This is a genomic window from Methanocaldococcus jannaschii DSM 2661 (genome assembly GCF_000091665.1).
GTDB lineage: Archaea > AGJL01 > Methanococci > Methanococcales > Methanocaldococcaceae > Methanocaldococcus > Methanocaldococcus jannaschii.
This window is the reverse complement of sequence record NC_000909.1, coordinates 1,461,574-1,478,622: the sequence shown is the minus strand read 5'-3', so window position 1 is coordinate 1,478,622 and position 17,049 is coordinate 1,461,574. Positions and strand designations below refer to the sequence as shown.

General features: G+C 30.3%; 18 protein-coding genes. 9 read left to right on the top strand and 9 right to left on the bottom strand.

The window, feature by feature from the left end; all coding sequences use genetic code 11:
• The first annotated feature begins 42 nt into the window (after positions 1–42).
• The 7 genes from MJ_RS08040 to MJ_RS08010 all read left to right on the top strand — a co-directional run bounded on the left by MJ_RS08040 (position 43) and on the right by MJ_RS08010 (position 6,982).
• Positions 43–2,379 carry a DEAD/DEAH box helicase gene (locus MJ_RS08040; protein WP_010871028.1) on the top strand — a complete coding sequence of 779 codons (2,337 nt, stop codon included), beginning with the start codon at positions 43–45 and terminating at the stop codon, positions 2,377–2,379.
• A gap of 2 nt (positions 2,380–2,381) precedes the next feature.
• Positions 2,382–3,482, top strand: a complete 1,101-nt coding sequence (gene wecB, locus MJ_RS08035) for a non-hydrolyzing UDP-N-acetylglucosamine 2-epimerase (RefSeq protein WP_010871027.1) — start codon at positions 2,382–2,384, stop codon at positions 3,480–3,482.
• A gap of 163 nt (positions 3,483–3,645) precedes the next feature.
• Positions 3,646–4,044 (top strand): helix-turn-helix domain-containing protein, encoded by a 399-nt coding sequence (locus MJ_RS08030; protein ID WP_010871026.1) that lies wholly within the window; start codon positions 3,646–3,648, stop codon positions 4,042–4,044.
• 19 nt (positions 4,045–4,063) lie between these two features.
• Positions 4,064–5,008: a ribonuclease Z gene (rnz, locus tag MJ_RS08025; RefSeq protein WP_064496849.1), complete on the top strand. Its 945-nt coding sequence runs from the start codon at positions 4,064–4,066 to the stop codon at positions 5,006–5,008.
• 4 nt (positions 5,009–5,012) lie between these two features.
• A complete protein-coding gene (gene npdG / locus MJ_RS08020; RefSeq protein ID WP_010871024.1) occupies positions 5,013–5,684 on the top strand; it encodes an NADPH-dependent F420 reductase in 672 nt (223 codons plus the stop codon).
• A 23-nt stretch (positions 5,685–5,707) separates the two neighbouring features.
• Complete coding sequence (locus tag MJ_RS08015) at positions 5,708–6,400, top strand: type II restriction endonuclease MjaV (protein WP_010871023.1); 693 nt, start codon at positions 5,708–5,710, stop codon at positions 6,398–6,400.
• Between the two features lie 99 nt (positions 6,401–6,499).
• The gene (locus tag MJ_RS08010; protein WP_010871022.1) at positions 6,500–6,982 is read left to right on the top strand and encodes a hypothetical protein; all 483 of its coding nucleotides are present in this window, start codon (positions 6,500–6,502) and stop codon (positions 6,980–6,982) included.
• Here the strand turns inward: MJ_RS08010 and MJ_RS08005 are convergent.
• Genes MJ_RS08005 through MJ_RS07990 form a run of 4 tightly spaced genes read right to left on the bottom strand, consistent with a single transcriptional unit; the run spans position 6,979 to position 10,084 of the window.
• Positions 6,979–7,857 carry a DNA-methyltransferase gene (locus MJ_RS08005; RefSeq protein WP_010871021.1) on the bottom strand — a complete coding sequence of 293 codons (879 nt, stop codon included), beginning with the start codon at positions 7,855–7,857 and terminating at the stop codon, positions 6,979–6,981. The two genes, MJ_RS08010 and MJ_RS08005, sit on opposite strands and share 4 nt — an antisense overlap.
• A 19-nt stretch (positions 7,858–7,876) precedes the next feature.
• Positions 7,877–8,917 (bottom strand): M20 family metallopeptidase, encoded by a 1,041-nt coding sequence (locus tag MJ_RS08000; RefSeq protein ID WP_010871020.1) that lies wholly within the window; start codon positions 8,915–8,917, stop codon positions 7,877–7,879.
• Positions 8,914–9,258 (bottom strand): DUF192 domain-containing protein, encoded by a 345-nt coding sequence (locus MJ_RS07995; protein ID WP_209320028.1) that lies wholly within the window; start codon positions 9,256–9,258, stop codon positions 8,914–8,916. Before MJ_RS07995 ends, MJ_RS08000 begins: the two co-directional genes overlap by 4 nt.
• A complete protein-coding gene (locus MJ_RS07990) occupies positions 9,248–10,084 on the bottom strand; it encodes an SDH family Clp fold serine proteinase (RefSeq protein WP_064496848.1) in 837 nt (278 codons plus the stop codon). The genes MJ_RS07995 and MJ_RS07990 overlap by 11 nt, the downstream gene beginning before the upstream one ends.
• Before the next feature lie 193 nt (positions 10,085–10,277).
• Here MJ_RS07990 and MJ_RS07985 point away from each other — a divergent pair, with 193 nt between their 5' ends.
• Positions 10,278–11,393 (top strand): AAA family ATPase, encoded by a 1,116-nt coding sequence (locus tag MJ_RS07985; protein ID WP_010871017.1) that lies wholly within the window; start codon positions 10,278–10,280, stop codon positions 11,391–11,393.
• Here the strand turns inward: MJ_RS07985 and MJ_RS07980 are convergent.
• The 4 genes from MJ_RS07980 to MJ_RS07965 form a co-directional block, all read right to left on the bottom strand.
• Positions 11,390–12,076, bottom strand: coding sequence for an SWIM zinc finger family protein (locus MJ_RS07980; protein ID WP_064496847.1), 687 nt, complete (start codon positions 12,074–12,076; stop codon positions 11,390–11,392). The two genes, MJ_RS07985 and MJ_RS07980, sit on opposite strands and share 4 nt — an antisense overlap.
• Positions 12,077–12,090: 14 nt before the next feature.
• Positions 12,091–12,561, bottom strand: a complete 471-nt coding sequence (locus tag MJ_RS07975) for a DUF2085 domain-containing protein (RefSeq protein WP_010871015.1) — start codon at positions 12,559–12,561, stop codon at positions 12,091–12,093.
• A gap of 8 nt (positions 12,562–12,569) precedes the next feature.
• Positions 12,570–12,944, bottom strand: coding sequence for a hypothetical protein (locus MJ_RS07970; protein WP_064496846.1), 375 nt, complete (start codon positions 12,942–12,944; stop codon positions 12,570–12,572).
• A gap of 83 nt (positions 12,945–13,027) precedes the next feature.
• A complete protein-coding gene (locus tag MJ_RS07965; RefSeq protein WP_010871013.1) occupies positions 13,028–14,299 on the bottom strand; it encodes an amidohydrolase family protein in 1,272 nt (423 codons plus the stop codon).
• A 96-nt stretch (positions 14,300–14,395) separates the two neighbouring features.
• On the opposite strand from MJ_RS07965, the gene MJ_RS09885 reads away from it, so the two are divergent.
• Positions 14,396–14,518: a hypothetical protein gene (locus MJ_RS09885; RefSeq protein WP_280109648.1), complete on the top strand. Its 123-nt coding sequence runs from the start codon at positions 14,396–14,398 to the stop codon at positions 14,516–14,518.
• A 466-nt stretch (positions 14,519–14,984) separates the two neighbouring features.
• On the opposite strand, the gene MJ_RS07960 is transcribed toward MJ_RS09885, so the two are convergent.
• A complete protein-coding gene (locus tag MJ_RS07960; RefSeq protein ID WP_064496845.1) occupies positions 14,985–17,006 on the bottom strand; it encodes an ATP-binding protein in 2,022 nt (673 codons plus the stop codon).
• Positions 17,007–17,049 lie beyond the last annotated feature (43 nt).

Here is a 17,049-nt window from a genome sequence, read left to right as displayed (position 1 = left end):
ACTTTTATAATTTTTAAAGAACAATTGAAGAGTAGGATAACTATGTTTATTGAACATCCATTAATAAAACCAAAAACTTTGGAGGCGAGGTTGTATCAGCAGATTATTGCAGCAAATGCTTTAAAGAAAAAGACATTATGTGTTTTATCGACAGGTTTAGGTAAAACAGCTATTGCTATTTTAGTTATAGCAGGTATTTTAACAAAAAAGGATGGAAAGGTTTTAATCTTAGCCCCTTCAAGACCTTTGGTTGAGCAACACTACAACAGATTAAAACAGGTTTTAAACATTGATGAAGATAAAATAATAGCTTTAACTGGAAAAATCCAGCCAAAAAAGAGAGCTGAACTCTATAAAAAAGGGAAAATCTTTATAGCTACACCACAAGTTATAGAAAACGATATCATAGCTGGAAGAATAAATGTGGATGAATTTATTTTATTGATAGCTGATGAAGCCCACCACACAACAGGAGACCATGCCTATGCATTTGTAGCAAAAAAATTTAAAGATAAATGTCATATTTTAGGTTTAACGGCATCTCCAGGTTCTGATATTGATAAAGTCATGGAAATTTGTGAAAACTTAGGAATTGAGCACGTTGAAGTGAGAACTGAAGATGATGAGGATGTAAAACCATACATTGCTAAAGTAAAACTTATCCCAATTAGAATTGATTTACCCAACGAATTTAAAAGAGCGTTAAAATTAATAAATGAAGCTTTAAAGGAGAGATTAAAAATATTAAAAGATGCTGGAGTTATAAATTCCATTGCCGATGTAACAAAAACAGAACTTATTGAGCTAAATAATAAGCTATTTTCCTATGATGAAGAAGTGAAGTATGAACTTATAAAAGTTTGTTCAGAGGCTTTAAAACTTATGCATGCCAAAGAACTCTTAGAGAGTCAAGGAAAGAGTGTATTTTTAAACTATATAAATAAATTATCCATGCAAAGAACAAAATCAGCTAAATCTATTGTTAATGATGAAAAAGTTAGAGAGGCAGTTAATTTATTAATGAAATCAGATGTAGAACATCCAAAATTAGGTAAAGTTGTTGATATGGTTAAAAATATTTTGGAAAAAAATAAGGATGAGAGAATTATTATCTTTGCTCAATATAGGGACACTGTAGAGAAGATTGTTAATCTCTTAACTCAAAATGGAATTAAAGCAATAAGATTTATAGGACAGGCAAATAAAGAAGGAAAGGGAATGAGTCAGAAAGAGCAAATAGAAGCTATAGAGAGATTTAAAAAAGAGGGAAGTGTTTTAGTTTCAACAAGCGTTTCTGAGGAGGGAATAGATATTCCATCGGTAAATTACATCATATTTTATGAACCAGTGCCATCAGAAATTAGGTTTATTCAGAGGAGAGGTAGAGCGATGAGGGGAGAAGGAGGGAAGGTTTATGTTTTAATAGCTAAGGGAACAGCTGATGAAGCTTATTACAGGAGTGCTTTATACAAAGAAAGGGAGATGAAGAGATTATTAAAAAATATGTGTTATTTGCTAAATAAGAGGTTACAGAAGAAATTTGAAGAAAAATCTAAAGAGGAAATAAAGGAAGAGACAGAAGAAATAAAAGAAAAAGAAATTGAATCAAAAACTGCAGTAAAAGAAGAAACTAAGGAGGAAGAAGAAAAAACCAAAAAGCCAGTAACGATATTAGATTTCATTAAACAGATTGAAGTTAAGGAAAGGTCTAAATCAGAAGAAGATAAAATAAAACAAGAGATAAAAATTCCGAAAAAGCCAATAAAGATTATTGTAGATGTTAGAGAGAAGAATATGGCTAAGCTTTTACATAATTATGCAAATATTGAGCTAAAAACATTAGAAGTGGGAGATTATGTTTTAAGTGATAGGGTAGTTGTTGAGAGAAAGACAGCTGAAGACTTTGTAAATTCAATAATTGATAAGAGGTTATTTAGCCAATTAAAAAATCTTAAAAAAGTTGAAAAACCTCTGTTAATAGTTGAAGGTGAAAACTTTAGTAGATTACATGAAAATGCACTTAAAGGGGCTATTTTATCAATAATTTTGGATTTTGGCATCCCAATAATATTTACAAAAAATGCTGAAGAAACAGCTGATTTATTAATAAAGATTGCTGAGAAAGAGCAAATAAAAGAGAAAAGAACAGTTATGGTAAGGTATGGAAAGACAGCAATGTCCTTAAAAGAACAACAGAAATTTATTGTTGAGAGTTTGCCAGACGTTGGTGGAGCATTAGCTGAGAGGTTGTTAAAGCACTTTAAAACAGTTGAAAATGTATTTACAGCAAAAGAAGAGGAATTAATGAAAGTTGAAGGAGTCGGAAAAGAGAGAGCTAAAAAGATTAGAGAGGTTTTAACAGCAGAATATGAGGGATAAAAATGAAACTCTCTATTATCTTAGGGACAAGACCTGAAATTATAAAACTTTCTCCTATAATTAGAGCTTTAGAAAAAACTAACATAGACTGGCATATCATCCACACTAATCAGCATTATTCTGAGAATATGGATAAAATATTCTTTGAGGAGTTAAATCTACCAAATCCAAAGTATAATCTTAATATTGGCTCTGGAACTCATGGAGAGCAGACAGGAAAGATGTTAATAGAGATAGAAAAAGTTCTTTTAAAAGAAAAACCGGATGTTGTTGTAGTTCAGGGAGATACAAACACTGTTTTAGCAGGAGCTTTAGTAGCCTCAAAATTAAAGATAGATGTAGCTCATGTTGAAGCAGGATTAAGAAGTTTTGATAGAAACATGCCAGAGGAGATAAATAGAGTTTTGACTGACCATATAAGCAGTTATCTCTTTGCTCCAACTGAAATAGCTAAGAATAATTTATTAAGAGAGGGCATTGAAGAAAATAAGATTTTTGTTGTGGGAAATACAATTGTTGATGCCACCCTACAAAATTTAAAAATTGCTGAAAAAAATGAAAACGTTAGAGCTTTTTTTAATAGTGTTGTTATTGATGATGATTATTTTTTATTAACCCTACATAGGGCTGAAAATGTTGATAATAAAGAAAGATTAAAAAATATTGTAGAGGGAATATTTGAGATAATTGAGATATACGATAAAGCTATTATTTTCTCAATCCATCCACGAACTAAAAAAAGATTGAAAGAGTTTAATTTGTTTGATAAACTAAAAAGCAATAAAAAAATAAAAATTATTGAGCCAGTTGGCTATTTGGAATTTCTAATGCTGGAAAAAAATGCCGAGCTAATTTTAACAGATAGTGGAGGAGTTCAAGAAGAGGCATGTATCTTAAAAGTCCCATGTATAACTTTGAGAGACAATACTGAGAGGCCAGAAACAGTTGAAGTTGGAGCTAATATATTAGTTGGTGATAACAAAGAAAAGCTAATTAAAGCGGTTGAAATAATGCTCAATAAAAAGAGAAATTGGAAAAATCCATTTGGAAATGGGAAAAGTGGAGAAAGAATTGTGAGAATTCTTACTTATGGAAAGTATTAAAATAGGACTTTCGCAGGAATAAATTTTTATTGAACAATGATACCTAAAGGCATCTATTTTCCAAATTTAATAATATAGACTGCGAAAGTCCTATTAAAAGATAATCTTTAAATATAATGATATAATTAGTTAATGCCAATGCCACAACCATGAAGGTGATAATATGAGTAAACTTTTATTAAAAACTCCATGCACAACCTGGACGTTTGATAGTTTAATGGCATGTGTTTTTGGTATAAAAGTTTCTGATGTCAAAGTTTATTTTGATATTTTAAAAAACGGCCCTTCAAAAATAAACGACATTGCTGAGAGAATTAATAGGGATAGAAGTACAGTTCAGAGAGCAGTTCAAAATTTAATGAATGCTGGTTTAGTAAAGAGAAAGCAGGTAAATATAAAAGATGGAGGGTATTATTATGTTTATGAGGCAATTCCATTTGAAGAAACGAAAAAGATTATAAAAAAGACTATGGAAGAGTGGTGCAACAATATGAAAAAATGGGTAGAAGAATTAGAATTCGAGGATGTTGTTAAAGAATATTTAGAGAATATTGAGGAATAACTCCAAAAAGATGATTATTATGAAGCTAATATTCTTAGGAACTGGAGCGGCAGTTCCATCAAAAAATAGAAATCATATTGGAATAGCATTCAAATTTGGAGGAGAGGTTTTTTTATTTGATTGTGGTGAAAATATCCAGAGGCAGATGCTTTTTACTGAAGTATCTCCAATGAAAATTAATCACATATTTATAACTCATTTACATGGAGACCATATATTGGGCATTCCAGGACTTTTACAGAGTATGGGATTTTTTGGAAGAGAGAAAGAGCTTAAAATCTTCGGCCCTGAAGGAACAAAGGAAATTATAGAGAACTCATTAAAACTTGGAACCCATTATATAGAATTTCCAATAAAAGTTTATGAAATTTATACAAAAGAGCCAATAACCATCTATAAAGAAGAAAATTATGAGATAATTGCCTATCCAACTGAACATGGCATTCCATCTTACGCTTATATATTTAAAGAAATAAAAAAACCACGTTTAGATATTGAGAAAGCTAAAAAACTTGGAGTTAAAATTGGCCCAGATTTAAAAAAACTAAAAAATGGAGAGGCAGTTAAAAATATCTATGGAGAGATAATAAAACCAGAGTATGTTTTGTTACCACCAAAAAAAGGATTTTGTTTAGCTTACAGTGGAGACACTCTTCCATTAGAAGATTTTGGGAAATATTTAAAAGAGTTGGGATGTGATGTATTAATCCATGAAGCAACATTTGATGATTCAGCCAAAGATGCTGCTAAAGAGAATATGCATTCTACAATAGGAGATGCCGTTAATATAGCCAAATTAGCAAATGTAAAGGCATTAATTTTAACCCATATCTCAGCAAGATATGACAAGGAGGAGTATTTCAACTTATATAAAATGAACGTTAAACAGTATAATGAGAGCTTTAAAATTATTATCAGCGAAGATTTAAAATCTTATGATATAAAAAAAGATTTATTGGGGTGAAAAAATGAAAATAGCAATATTAGGAGGTACTGGGGACCAAGGATTTGGTTTAGCTTTAAGATTGGCTAAAAACAATAAGATAATCATAGGTTCAAGAAAGAAAGAAAAAGCTGAAGAAGCAGCTAAAAAGGCTAAAGAGATATTGAAACAGAGAGGAATTGAGGCAGATATTATTGGTTTAGAGAATAAAGATGCAGCAAAAGAAGGGGATGTTGTTATCCTATCTTTACCTTATGAATACACTCTATCAACAATAAAACAATTGAAAGAAGAATTAAAGGGGAAGATAGTAGTTTCTATTGGCGTTCCTTTGGCAACTGCAATAGGAGATAAGCCAACAAGGTTGTTGTTTCCCCCAGATGGGTCAGTTGCTGAAATGGTTCAAAATGTATTAAAAGAGAGTAAGGTAGTTAGTGCTTTCCAAAACGTTTGTCACGCTGTTTTAGAAGATTTAGATAATCCAGTTGATTGCGATATCTTAGTTTGTGGAAATGATGAAGAAGCAAAAAAGGTAGTTATTGATTTAGCTAATCAAATAGATGGAGTTAGGGCAATTGATTGTGGTAATTTAGAAAAATCAAGAATTATAGAGGCTATAACACCATTATTGATTGGGTTAAATATAAAATATAAATCAAAAGGAACTGGTATAAGGATTACTAATTTGGAGATTTAATTTTAAATTTTTACGGTGATTTTATGGATGATAAGAGCTACTATGAAGAAATAGAAAGCATATTAAGGCAAATACTACAACCAATTGAAAAAATTTCATTTTCTACTTTTATTAGAGTAGTTAGTGGTTATAAAATTATCCCTATTGATTTATCTAAAAAAGAAGATAAAGAACTAATTAACGATTTAGCTAAGGCATGTAATGAAGTTATTGAAGAGATTAAAAAAACTGGTGGTGTAAAAACTAAGGAAGGAAAAACACCAAAAAGAGTTAATGAAGTTGGCAATCATATTGAGCATTATGTTAAAGATGTTTTAAACAAATACGGCTATGCAATTACTCCAAAAACTAAAAAAGGTAAGCAAAAATCAACGGGTTATCCGGACATTGAATTTTGGTATAAAGGAAAGAAAGAAAGGGATGGAAGGGTTGTTTATATCGAAATTAAAACATTCAATGAGAAAAATATAAACTCATCCCATAGAACTTTTTATGCTTCTCCTTCAAAAGATGAAGAAGGGGTAAAAATAAGATATGATGCTCCTCATTTATGCTTATCATTTAAGATTGAGAAGTTAGGTAGGGATTATTATGCTACTGGTTTTAAAATAATTGACTTATCTAAACTAAAAGGAGGAATTAAGAGAGAGTTTAACGCATCTAATAGAGAATTATATAAAAAGGATTTGATTATTTATGAAAAGGATTTAAAATAAATAAATTCGCTTATCTTCTCTTCAATTTTTATTACTCATAAAAATTAATTTATGTATTTATTTATATATTAATGTTAAATAAAGTAAGTAGGGGGAAATATGTCAAAGTCTGGGAATAAAAACCAAAATTGCCCAAAATGTAATAACAGCCCATGGATACAAAGAGCAAATAATTTTATTGCTCAAAATCAAAATGTTCAAACAGGTACTAAGGAATATTATCAAGTTGAAGCAGTAAAGTACTTATTAAATAATGGACATTGTGGGATAGATTGTAGGGCAAAAATTAGCGATATTATAAAGGGAATAAATTATCCCAAAAATAGGGAAGCTTTCCAACATGAAGTGTTGATACCACTAAAACAGTATGGCATCATAGCAACATTGGTTTATCCAGGACGTAAAGGAGGCGTATTTATCCCATGTAATAATGATGAAATAAAAAAAGTGGCAAAACAAGTGTTTAAGAGGATAGAAAGTGAATTAGAAAATTTAGAAGGTTCTGCGACAGGAGTTCAAAATATAAAAAATTTAGCAAATTCTCTAAAAACGACTGTTCACAATCTTAAGAACACTATTTAAATAAATGCATCAAGAGTAATTATGTTTTTGTTTTTTACATTATCAAATTTTCCATCTGTTTTTAAAAGTTCTTTTTTTATCCTCTCCTCTGCAACTCTGCAATAGTATTCATCAATCTCAAAGCCAATATAATCAATCCCTAACCTAATACATGCTATTGCTGTGCTTCCAATTCCCATAAATGGGTCTAAAACAAGATTTGTCTTTTTAACACCATGCAATTTAATACACATCTCCGGAAGTTTTGGAGGAAATGTTGCAGGATGAGGTCTTTCTTTTTCTTTTGATTGGATTGTTTCATAAGGGATAAACCACGTATTTCCCCTATCTCTTAAATCTCCTTTTCTGTTAAATCTCTTTATATTGCTTTTATCCTGATAAGGAACACCAATTGCTAATTTGTCTAACTTAACGTTCCCATTTTTTGTGAAGTGGAAAATATATTCATGCATTATACTTAAAAATCTATCACTGTTTATTGGCTTGTAATGTCCAACAGCAATATCTCCAATAATATTTGGGTAATTTCCAACATCTTCTTTTTGTATTGCAATTGATTTTACCCAATGTATAGTATTTTGTAATTTAAAATGTTTTCTTATAACATTAGCAACATCAAAGGCAATCCACGGGTCTTTTGCAGTATAGCCAACATTTATAAAAAATGAGCCGTCATCTTTTAATACTCTCTTTATTTCTTTGACAACTTCTTCAATCCAATTTAAATAATCTTCTCTACTTAAATTATCAGAGTATTTGTTGTATTTTATGCCAATATTATAGGGTGGAGACGTAACAACAACATCAACTGTCTTATCTTTTAACTGTTTCATTCCCTCTAAACAATCCATACAGTAGATTTTATTTATCTCCATTTTTAATCCCCATCATTATTTATTCTATCATCAATTCTGCAAGCTTCTCTACTTCTTTAATTCCCCTATCAAAATCATTTAAGTTTAAATATTCTTCTTTAGAATGGGCAAGCTCTAATTTGCCAACACCATAAATAATAGTATCTGCCTTTAAAAATTTGTTGAAGTAATATGCTTCGCAAGTAGCATTAAAAAATGATATTTTAAAGTGCTTAGACAACTTATTTATTAACTCTTTATTTTCAAGCATGTAGAAATTAGCATAATGTCTTTCAGGATTTAATGAGCTTTTTATATGCTTTGAATAATTTTTTTGAGATAAAAAGTCGTCTATCTTTTTTATTATATCTTTTTCAACACTTCTAACATCAAATAAGACATAAGCATAATCTGGAATGATATTGCTTTGAATTCCTCCTTTTATTATGGTTGGAGTTATTGAAGAACTGTAGATTTTATCAACCTTAATCTTTTCCAAAGGAAGATTTTTTAAATCTAAAATAACTCTGCTTAAGATTTCTATTGGATTTAGGCCTTGAGATGAGGCATGCCTCGCCTCCCCAAAACTTTCAACAATATACTCAAATCTTCCTTTATGTCCAATACAAACATTTAAGTCAGTAGGCTCTCCAACTATGCATTTAATACCTCTTTGAATTTTATTTTTATTTCTTAAATATTGGCAAAAATTGTAAATACCATTTGATTCTGTTTCTTCATCAGGAGATATAACTAATAGAGAGTTATTGCTATTTAAAAAAGCATGAATCATTAAAACCACATTCCCTTTAGCATCTATAACTCCAGTCCCATAAAAATTGTTATCATCTTTTTTAAAATTTGATTGAATCTTTACAGTGTCTATATGTGAATTTAATATCAAATCAAAGTTTTCTTTTTCTTTATATGCTACAAAGCATCCTTCAATGATAGTATTTTTTATTCCTAAGTTATTGAAAAGATTAGATAAATATTTAAATGCCTTTTTAACACCAATTCTATTATCCGTCCTAATTTTCACCAAATCCTCTAAGATTTTTAAATAATCCATAATTATCATCTCATAAATTCTACTTTTTCTCCAATAATTTCATTTAAATCAATATCACTACACTTAAATTCAAGCATTGCTGTTGAGTAATTTTTACATTTGTAGGTTTTCCATGGCTTTAATCTTACAGCTTCGACAACCCTATTTTTATCAATAAAAATTATATCAATAGGATAAAGCATAAAGAATGTATGCATAGCTATCTTTCTTCTTTTGTATAGGAAAAGCATAGCTTTATCTCCAATATCTCTAAGCATTAAACCAAAAGCTCTTTTAATAAAATTATCTGCCAATACAACTTCAAATTCTAAATTTCCAACTTTAACTTTTTTAATTTTCTTATTTTGCATTTTTTTCACTTTCTTTTTTGCTGTATGGGACAGGGATGTAATAAACTGAAGGTTTGGCTCCCATTGGTTGTGGATAAAGCTCTAATAACTCATAAACCTTTCTTGGAACATTTGTATTAACTTCAATACCTAATTCTTTTAATTTACTAACTGTTAAAGGGTAATCATGTGTCCATGTTCCTGAAGTTAGTTTTTTTGCGATTTCTTTAGCTTTTTCATCTCCATATTTATCTTTCAACAACTCATAAACAAATTCTTCCATCTGTTTAATAGCTTTTTTAGATATATCAACCAATATTAATGTCTCATCACTTACTTTTTCTCCCTTCCTATAGTATGCCTCTAAGATAGATGCAGCAGGATACTGCCCAATCTGTGGATCTACTGGCCCCATTACAGCGTTTTTATCCATAATTATTTCATCTGCAGCTAAGGCAATTAAACTTCCTCCACTCATCGCATAATGTGGAATTATAACTGTTGTTTTTGCCTTATGTTCCTTTAAAGCTAAGGCTATCTGCTCACTCGCTAAAGCTAAACCTCCAGGAGTATGAATGATTAAATCAATAGGCATATCTTCTGGTGTTAATCTAATAGCCCTCAAAATCTCTTCACTATCTTCAATAGTGATAAATTTATATATTGGTATCCCTAAGAATGTTAATGCTTCTTGTCTATGTATCATAGCTATAACTCTTGTTCCCCTCTGTCTTTCAATCTCCCTTATACATCTCAACCTTTTCATTATCCTATATCTCATCATCATCTCTGGATAAATAAATAATAGAAATATGAATAAGAAGAAAAACATATCCATCGATGTCATTTCATCCCCCATTATTTTTGTAAGGTAAATTATTAATATCACTTCATGAATATAAATATAGTTGCCTTATTAATAGGACTTTCGCAGGAAAAATATTTTTATTGAATATTGACACTCTTTGAGTGTCTAAGCTCCAAATTTATACATAAACTGCGAAAGTCCTATTTATCATCACTTAAACTGGTGATTGACTATGAGTAAAATTGGATTTAATCCAATAAAAATAAAATCTTTTTCAAAGATTAAAACTTACGATGATACATTACCATCATTAAAGTACGTTGTATTAGAGCCTGCGGGATTCCCAATCAGGGTTAGTAGCGAGAACGTTAAAGTTTCTACTGATGATCCTATATTATTCAACATCTATGCGAGAGACCAGTGGATTGGCGAGATTGTTAAAGAGGGAGATTACTTATTTGATAACTCAATCCTTCCAGATTATGCTTTCAAGGTTATTTCAACTTATCCAAAAGAGGGAGGAATGATTACAAGCGAGACTGTCTTTAAATTACAAACTCCTAAAAAAGTTCTTAGAACACAGTTTAAAAAAGCTAAGTTCAGCGAGATTATTGGGCAGGAAGAGGCAAAGAAGAAGTGTAGAATTATTATGAAGTATTTAGAGAATCCAAAGCTCTTTGGAGAATGGGCTCCAAAGAATGTGTTGTTCTATGGTCCTCCAGGAACTGGAAAGACATTGATGGCAAGAGCTTTAGCTACAGAGACAAACTCCTCATTTATATTGGTGAAAGCTCCAGAGCTTATTGGAGAGCATGTTGGAGATGCTTCTAAAATGATTAGGGAGTTGTATCAAAGAGCATCTGAGAGTGCTCCATGTATAGTGTTTATTGATGAATTGGACGCTATAGGATTAAGTAGGGAATATCAATCATTGAGAGGAGATGTTTCTGAAGTAGTTAATGCACTATTAACTGAATTAGATGGAATTAAAGAAAATGAGGGAGTTGTAACTATAGCAGCGACAAACAACCCAGCGATGTTAGACCCAGCAATTAGAAGTAGGTTTGAGGAAGAGATTGAGTTTAAGTTACCAAATGATGAGGAGAGATTGAAGATTATGGAGCTTTATGCTAAAAAAATGCCACTTCCAGTTAAAGCTAACTTGAAGGAGTTTGTAGAGAAAACAAAAGGATTTAGCGGTAGAGATATCAAAGAGAAATTCCTAAAGCCAGCGTTACATAGAGCAATATTGGAAGACAGGGATTACGTTAGCAAGGAAGATTTAGAATGGGCGTTGAAGAAAATATTAGGCAATAGAAGAGAAGCTCCACAACACCTCTATCTCTAATCCTCATAATCAAAGTAATTATCATAATACTCTATTAAATAATCTCCAACAATCCATAATTCTTTTTTATGCTTTCTATATAAATTTATAAGCTTTTTTATTGCTTCTTTATTTTCTCTTCTAAATATTTCGTCTAATATTATGGTTAATGCCTCAATAATATCAGAATTATTAAAATCCAAATCTGCCCTTATCATCTCATCAATAACCTTTATCAACTCCTCATCATCAGCATTTTTAACAAACTGATTTCTTAAAAATGATTTAAATGTATAAATATTTTTTCTCTCTAATGGAATTAGTTTTATTAAGCCAATGGCTTTATTTAATAAACTGTCTGTATTTAAAAACTCATCCCATAGATAATATTTAACAACCAAATTTTTTAAAATTTTTAAAATCTCTTCTTTAGGTTTATCTTCTATTTCTTTAAATATTTCTTCTGCATCCACATAGTTGTTGTTTTCATAAGCTTCAATTAAAGCATAGGCATGTTTGCAGTTGTATTTGTATTGGCAGGTGCATAATCCAAAATAGTTATTATCTAAATCAACTTTAACTTTATAAGTATCTGAGCCAACAACCTCCCCAAATAAAAAATTTTTGTATTTTATGCAGTATTTGACTAAATTGTTTCTATAATATAGCTTTCCTCTTTCTATTATTTTTGGGTCGTAGTTCATGGTTATCACAAAAATTATTTAAATTTTTTATAAATCATTTCAAAAAATATCGGCAGAATATAAAAAACTACAGTAAATCCAGCAATAAAGCCAGTTATAAACCTCAACTCATTAAAACTTTCTCTCAATCCAATTAGTTGAGTGGTTCCATCAACTGCCATAGGAATTAATGCAATTATTAAATACCATTTATTAGGGATTTTAAAATCATCTAATTTCTTAATAAATGGATAAATAATCATCCCTACTAAAACCCCTGTATAAATCCCAAAACATCTTGCACACACGGCCATTTTATGTCCAAAGATAAAAAAGCTTCTTTGTGGCATTTGATGGCATATAAGGGAATAAACAGCGTATAAACATATTGAAATAAACTTCCAAAAATTTGATGTTTCTCCCAAATATGCAAAATAAGGTGCTAAAAAAATACTCAAATAAAAAATAAGAAAAGAAATAAGGACTATTAAATAATATTTTTTCATAACCCCACTTATCTATTCTTTATAACAACATATATAACTCCACCAACAGCCCCGAGTATTGCTCCAAAGATGATTGCTGTAATAAATCCAATAATGAATGAGGCCCCAGTAAACATCGCCGCTTTTAATCCAAGCGCTGATAGGTATGCAGACATAAATAAAAAGCTTAGAATTGAAGCGATAACTCCCCCTATAACTCCGGATATTGCTCCAACTAATCCACAGTTTTCATAATCGCAAATACCTCCAGCATTAACATAGAGATGAGCGGCAACAGCACCACCAATAACATAACACAAACAACAAATAGCCCCCAATATACCGTTTATAATTCCTCCAATTACCGCTGGTTTTAACATTCTTTCCTGGTCAAAACTTACCATATATTTCACCGAGTTTATTTTTAATTATAATTACATTAAAATTTTTATTTTTTGATTTTATATATTTTTCTATTTTTATATTATTAACATTTACATCCATAAGCTTCATACAAAGTTCCATTAATCACTGTATAGATTGGAAATCCCTTAACTTCCCATCCGTCAAATGGACTAAATTTTGCCTTTGATTTAAACAGTTCAGCATTGATTTTTCCTTCTTTTTTTAAATCAATAATTGTTAGATTTGCTAAATTGCCTTCTTCAATTTTGTTGTTTATGTTAAATATCTTAGCAGGATTTTTTGATAAAACCCTTATAGCATCAAACAAACTTATTAATCCTTTATTAACTAAATTTAAGGTTAAAGGAACTATCGTCTCAATTCCTGGAATCCCCGAAGGGCAGTTTTTGACATTTTTAAGTTTATCCTCTAATAAATGTGGGGCGTGGTCAGAGGCAATAATATCAACATCTTTATTAACAATTCCTTTAATTAAAGCGATATTATCATCTTTTTCTCTTAATGGAGGGTTAAACTTGCCAAAACCCTTTAACTCTTCAGCCATGTCTTTATTTAAATAAATATGATGGGGAGTAACTTCAACAGTTATTTTTATATTTTTTAACTCTTGTCTTACTTTTTTTATTAAATATAGAGCTTCTTTAGTTGAAATATGGCAAAAATGGACATGTGGTTTTTTATTACTCTGCCTATCAATAATCTTTAAGTTTTTTATAACTTCTTTAACTGCTTCAACTTCTGATTTTTCATCCCTAATTTTACAATGGTCTATCCAGCTGTTTAATTGATATTTCTTTAGATTTTCATTTATTACATCTTTGTGTTCAGCATGGATGCAGAAAAGCTTATTTTGATTTAAAATATCTTTTAATTTTGAATAATCCTCTATAAACAAATCTCCAACAGATTTAACCATAAATATCTTGTATGCTTTTGCATCTTCTACAGTTCCAAGGTAATTATTTTCAGTAACTCCAAAATTCAAAAACACATTTATCTTACTATCCTTTTTACAATCTTCAAGTTTTTTATAAAATAGTTCTTTTGTAGTTATTGGAGGTTTATTATTAGGCATGTCTATGGCAAAGCAAACTCCTCCATTTATTCCAGCTAAGCTACCACTTAAAAAATCTTCCTTCTTTTCCTCTCCCCATCTAAAATGAACATGTGCATCAATAACTCCCGGAATAACTAAGGAGTTTTTTATATCTATTATTTCATCATCTACTTTAATATCTTTGGCTATCTTTTTGATTCTACCATTTTCATCAATTAAAATATCTCCTTCAATGATTTTGTTGTCTTTTATTATTCTACAGTTTTTTAATAGCATGGTATCACATCTTAATTTATTAATACAAAACTAATAAAAATAAAAAGTATTAAATAAAAATATTAACCATCTTTAAGAGTTTAGAGGCTGGTAGTTATGCAATTGGGAAATGCAGAAGTATTTTATATAGCTATGGGAATTTATCTATTTTTATTATTTGCTATTGCATTTATGACTTATAGATGGGTTAATAAAGAAGTAAAACCAGCTAAAACATAACTTCAAACTTTTTTTAATTAGCTTACCTCCTAAAATCCAAAATATAACTATGCTAATGGCAAATATAAAGCATAATCTAATAGTAATGGCTTTTTTATACACAAATAAGTTAAATGTGCTTAGTAATAGACCATAATAGCTATGTTCAACTAACACATTAAATATTTTTCCAACTACATAGTTACGAAATGCTATTCTATCCTTTATTGTTATTTGCCTATGCATTTCAAAACCATAACCCAATATGAATTGAAAAGCAAACAACAAACCTAATCCAACAATAACCATAAATATAATGCATGGAATAGTAGGATACTGCAGAGGCTGAAACATTATACCAATAGCTATAAGCAAATAAGTTATTAAGTTATTAAAGTTAGCTTTATTATTGATACTGCATTATCTATGTAATATATTATTTTATCGTTCATGAGCATCACAATTGGTTTTTTGACTAGAATTAAATTTATAACAATCTATACCTCCCTGGTTTTGGTTCATCTATATCTCCATATTTAATTAATTTTTTAATAATATTTTCCAACTCATCCTCTTTAATACCTTTCTTTTTTGCTTCTTCAGCTATATCTTCATGTTCAACAAGTTCTGATTTTTCAGATAACTCCTTAATTATCTCATAGACGGTTGTTAATTTGTCTCTCTCTTTCTTAGACACCCCTAAAATTTTATCAACATCAAATATTCCAGTCTCTGGGTCATAGGCAATTTCTTTTAAGCATTCAGTTATTATATTTATTGCCTCCTTTGCATCTTCCTCATCAACAACATCCTTTAACTTTGCCTTTGCATGAGCTTCAGCAATCCTTATAGCAGCCTCTAACTGCCTTGCAGTTATCTGATGTTTTTTTCTCATCTCTACATAATAATTAACAAATAATTCCTTAGCCTTTTCACTAATTATCGGCTTTTTCTGTCTTGCGTAGTAGATATATTTTATTATAAATTCCTTGTCTATTTTAACTCCATCAACCTCAAGGTAATCTAAACCCATCTCCCTGTTTATTTTCTCATCTAAATATGCTCTATGCAAATCTACAATGTATTCAGCGATATCTTTATCCTTATCCTTATCAGAAACATCTCTAATTGGAAATATTAGGTCAAATCTACTCAATAATGGGGCTGGAATATTTATCTGCTCAGCTACAGAAACCTCTGGGTTGAATCTTCCCCATCTTGGATTGCAAGCGGCTAAAATTGCACATTCAGCTGGAAGTTTTGCATTTATTCCTCCTTTACTAATATGGATTGTCTGACTCTCCATAGCCTCCAAAACATAGCTCTGCAGTTCTTTATTAACAGTTAGCTCATCTATACATGCAGTTCCTTTGTGGGCTTTAACTAACAAACCTGGCTTAATAACCCATGTATCTTCACCAATCTCTGTCTTCTCCCTAACAACAGCGGCAGTTAGCCCAACACCAGTGGCGGTAGTAACAGAACCGTATAAATTTCCTGGGATTTCAGCAATCTTTCTTAGTATGACTGTTTTTCCAATTCCTGGGTCTGTGATTAATAATATATGAATATCAGCCCTCTTTCCAGGTTTTTTAACTCCCTTTATCTGTTGTAGTAAGACAGCCTTCTTTATTGCAGAATGCCCCTTAATCTCTGGAATTAATCTATCTGCAAGTATATTAACAACATCTTTTCTTTTAGCTATTTTTTTAATATTTTCAATATCTGAATTTGTTAATTTAATTTTTACTTCCCCATCCAAAACCTCACAGTGTAGGGCTTTAACATGTATGTCATAGATTGGTAGCTTTTTACTCTTCTTAACTTTTATTGGGATGCCAGTTATCTTCACCCTTCCAGCATATATTCCAGGACTGTTTTCTAAGAACACAGTTATGTATTTTGGCGGCTCTTCAGGATTTTCCATTAAATCCAATGGCTGTTGAACTTTAATCTCTTGGAAGTCAGTATATATTGATTTATGCTCAATTAGGTTTAACTCAGCTCCACATTCACAAACAGCTTTTTCAGAGTCAGTGTTTAAGATATCTATTTCTCTAACAACTTCTCTTCCACATTTTGGACATATATAATAAGCTTTTTTAAGCATTGGTCTTATTTTTGATGCCATAACAATGATTCCTTCAAATTCAACTAATTTTCCTAAAGTTTTGCTCCTAATATCCTCTATTGTGAAAATTTTCCCTTTTCTTGTAGTTTTAAAAATTTTTGGGAGATTTTTTACAGCAATTATTACGTTTGTTGGATATTCATTTCTTAAGGTGTAATAAGCATCGTTGTAGCACTCTTTTATAAAATCAATCCCTTTTTGTGGATTATTTATTAAAAATTCTACAAATTCCATTAATCCGTAATTGTAGAGTTGATTTAAATCAACTACAACTCTTTCATTGTCTAAGATAATATCTTCCTGATGAATATTTCTTAAATAGGCAGTTAAATAATCCCTAACTTCCTCTAAAATTAAGTCTTCATCTCTCAATTCCATATCTACATCCCCATACGAAGAAATCAAATTTTAGAGAAATTTT

Excerpts from the sequence above, each read along its gene's own strand:
- MJ_RS08040 (WP_010871028.1), top strand. The coding sequence starts at position 43 with ATGTTTATTGAACATCCATTAATAAAACCAAAAACTTTGGAGGCGAGG.
- wecB (WP_010871027.1), top strand. The coding sequence starts at position 2,382 with ATGAAACTCTCTATTATCTTAGGGACAAGACCTGAAATTATAAAACTT.
- MJ_RS08030 (WP_010871026.1), top strand. The coding sequence starts at position 3,646 with ATGAGTAAACTTTTATTAAAAACTCCATGCACAACCTGGACGTTTGAT.
- rnz (WP_064496849.1), top strand. The coding sequence starts at position 4,064 with ATGAAGCTAATATTCTTAGGAACTGGAGCGGCAGTTCCATCAAAAAAT.
- npdG (WP_010871024.1), top strand. The coding sequence starts at position 5,013 with ATGAAAATAGCAATATTAGGAGGTACTGGGGACCAAGGATTTGGTTTA.
- MJ_RS08015 (WP_010871023.1), top strand. The coding sequence starts at position 5,708 with ATGGATGATAAGAGCTACTATGAAGAAATAGAAAGCATATTAAGGCAA.
- MJ_RS08010 (WP_010871022.1), top strand. The coding sequence starts at position 6,500 with ATGTCAAAGTCTGGGAATAAAAACCAAAATTGCCCAAAATGTAATAAC.
- MJ_RS08005 (WP_010871021.1), bottom strand. The coding sequence starts at position 7,857 with ATGGAGATAAATAAAATCTACTGTATGGATTGTTTAGAGGGAATGAAA.
- MJ_RS08000 (WP_010871020.1), bottom strand. The coding sequence starts at position 8,917 with ATGATAATTATGGATTATTTAAAAATCTTAGAGGATTTGGTGAAAATT.
- MJ_RS07995 (WP_209320028.1), bottom strand. The coding sequence starts at position 9,258 with ATGCAAAATAAGAAAATTAAAAAAGTTAAAGTTGGAAATTTAGAATTT.
- MJ_RS07990 (WP_064496848.1), bottom strand. The coding sequence starts at position 10,084 with ATGACATCGATGGATATGTTTTTCTTCTTATTCATATTTCTATTATTT.
- MJ_RS07985 (WP_010871017.1), top strand. The coding sequence starts at position 10,278 with ATGAGTAAAATTGGATTTAATCCAATAAAAATAAAATCTTTTTCAAAG.
- MJ_RS07980 (WP_064496847.1), bottom strand. The coding sequence starts at position 12,076 with ATGAACTACGACCCAAAAATAATAGAAAGAGGAAAGCTATATTATAGA.
- MJ_RS07975 (WP_010871015.1), bottom strand. The coding sequence starts at position 12,561 with ATGAAAAAATATTATTTAATAGTCCTTATTTCTTTTCTTATTTTTTAT.
- MJ_RS07970 (WP_064496846.1), bottom strand. The coding sequence starts at position 12,944 with ATGGTAAGTTTTGACCAGGAAAGAATGTTAAAACCAGCGGTAATTGGA.
- MJ_RS07965 (WP_010871013.1), bottom strand. The coding sequence starts at position 14,299 with ATGCTATTAAAAAACTGTAGAATAATAAAAGACAACAAAATCATTGAA.
- MJ_RS09885 (WP_280109648.1), top strand. The coding sequence starts at position 14,396 with ATGCAATTGGGAAATGCAGAAGTATTTTATATAGCTATGGGAATTTAT.
- MJ_RS07960 (WP_064496845.1), bottom strand. The coding sequence starts at position 17,006 with ATGGAATTGAGAGATGAAGACTTAATTTTAGAGGAAGTTAGGGATTAT.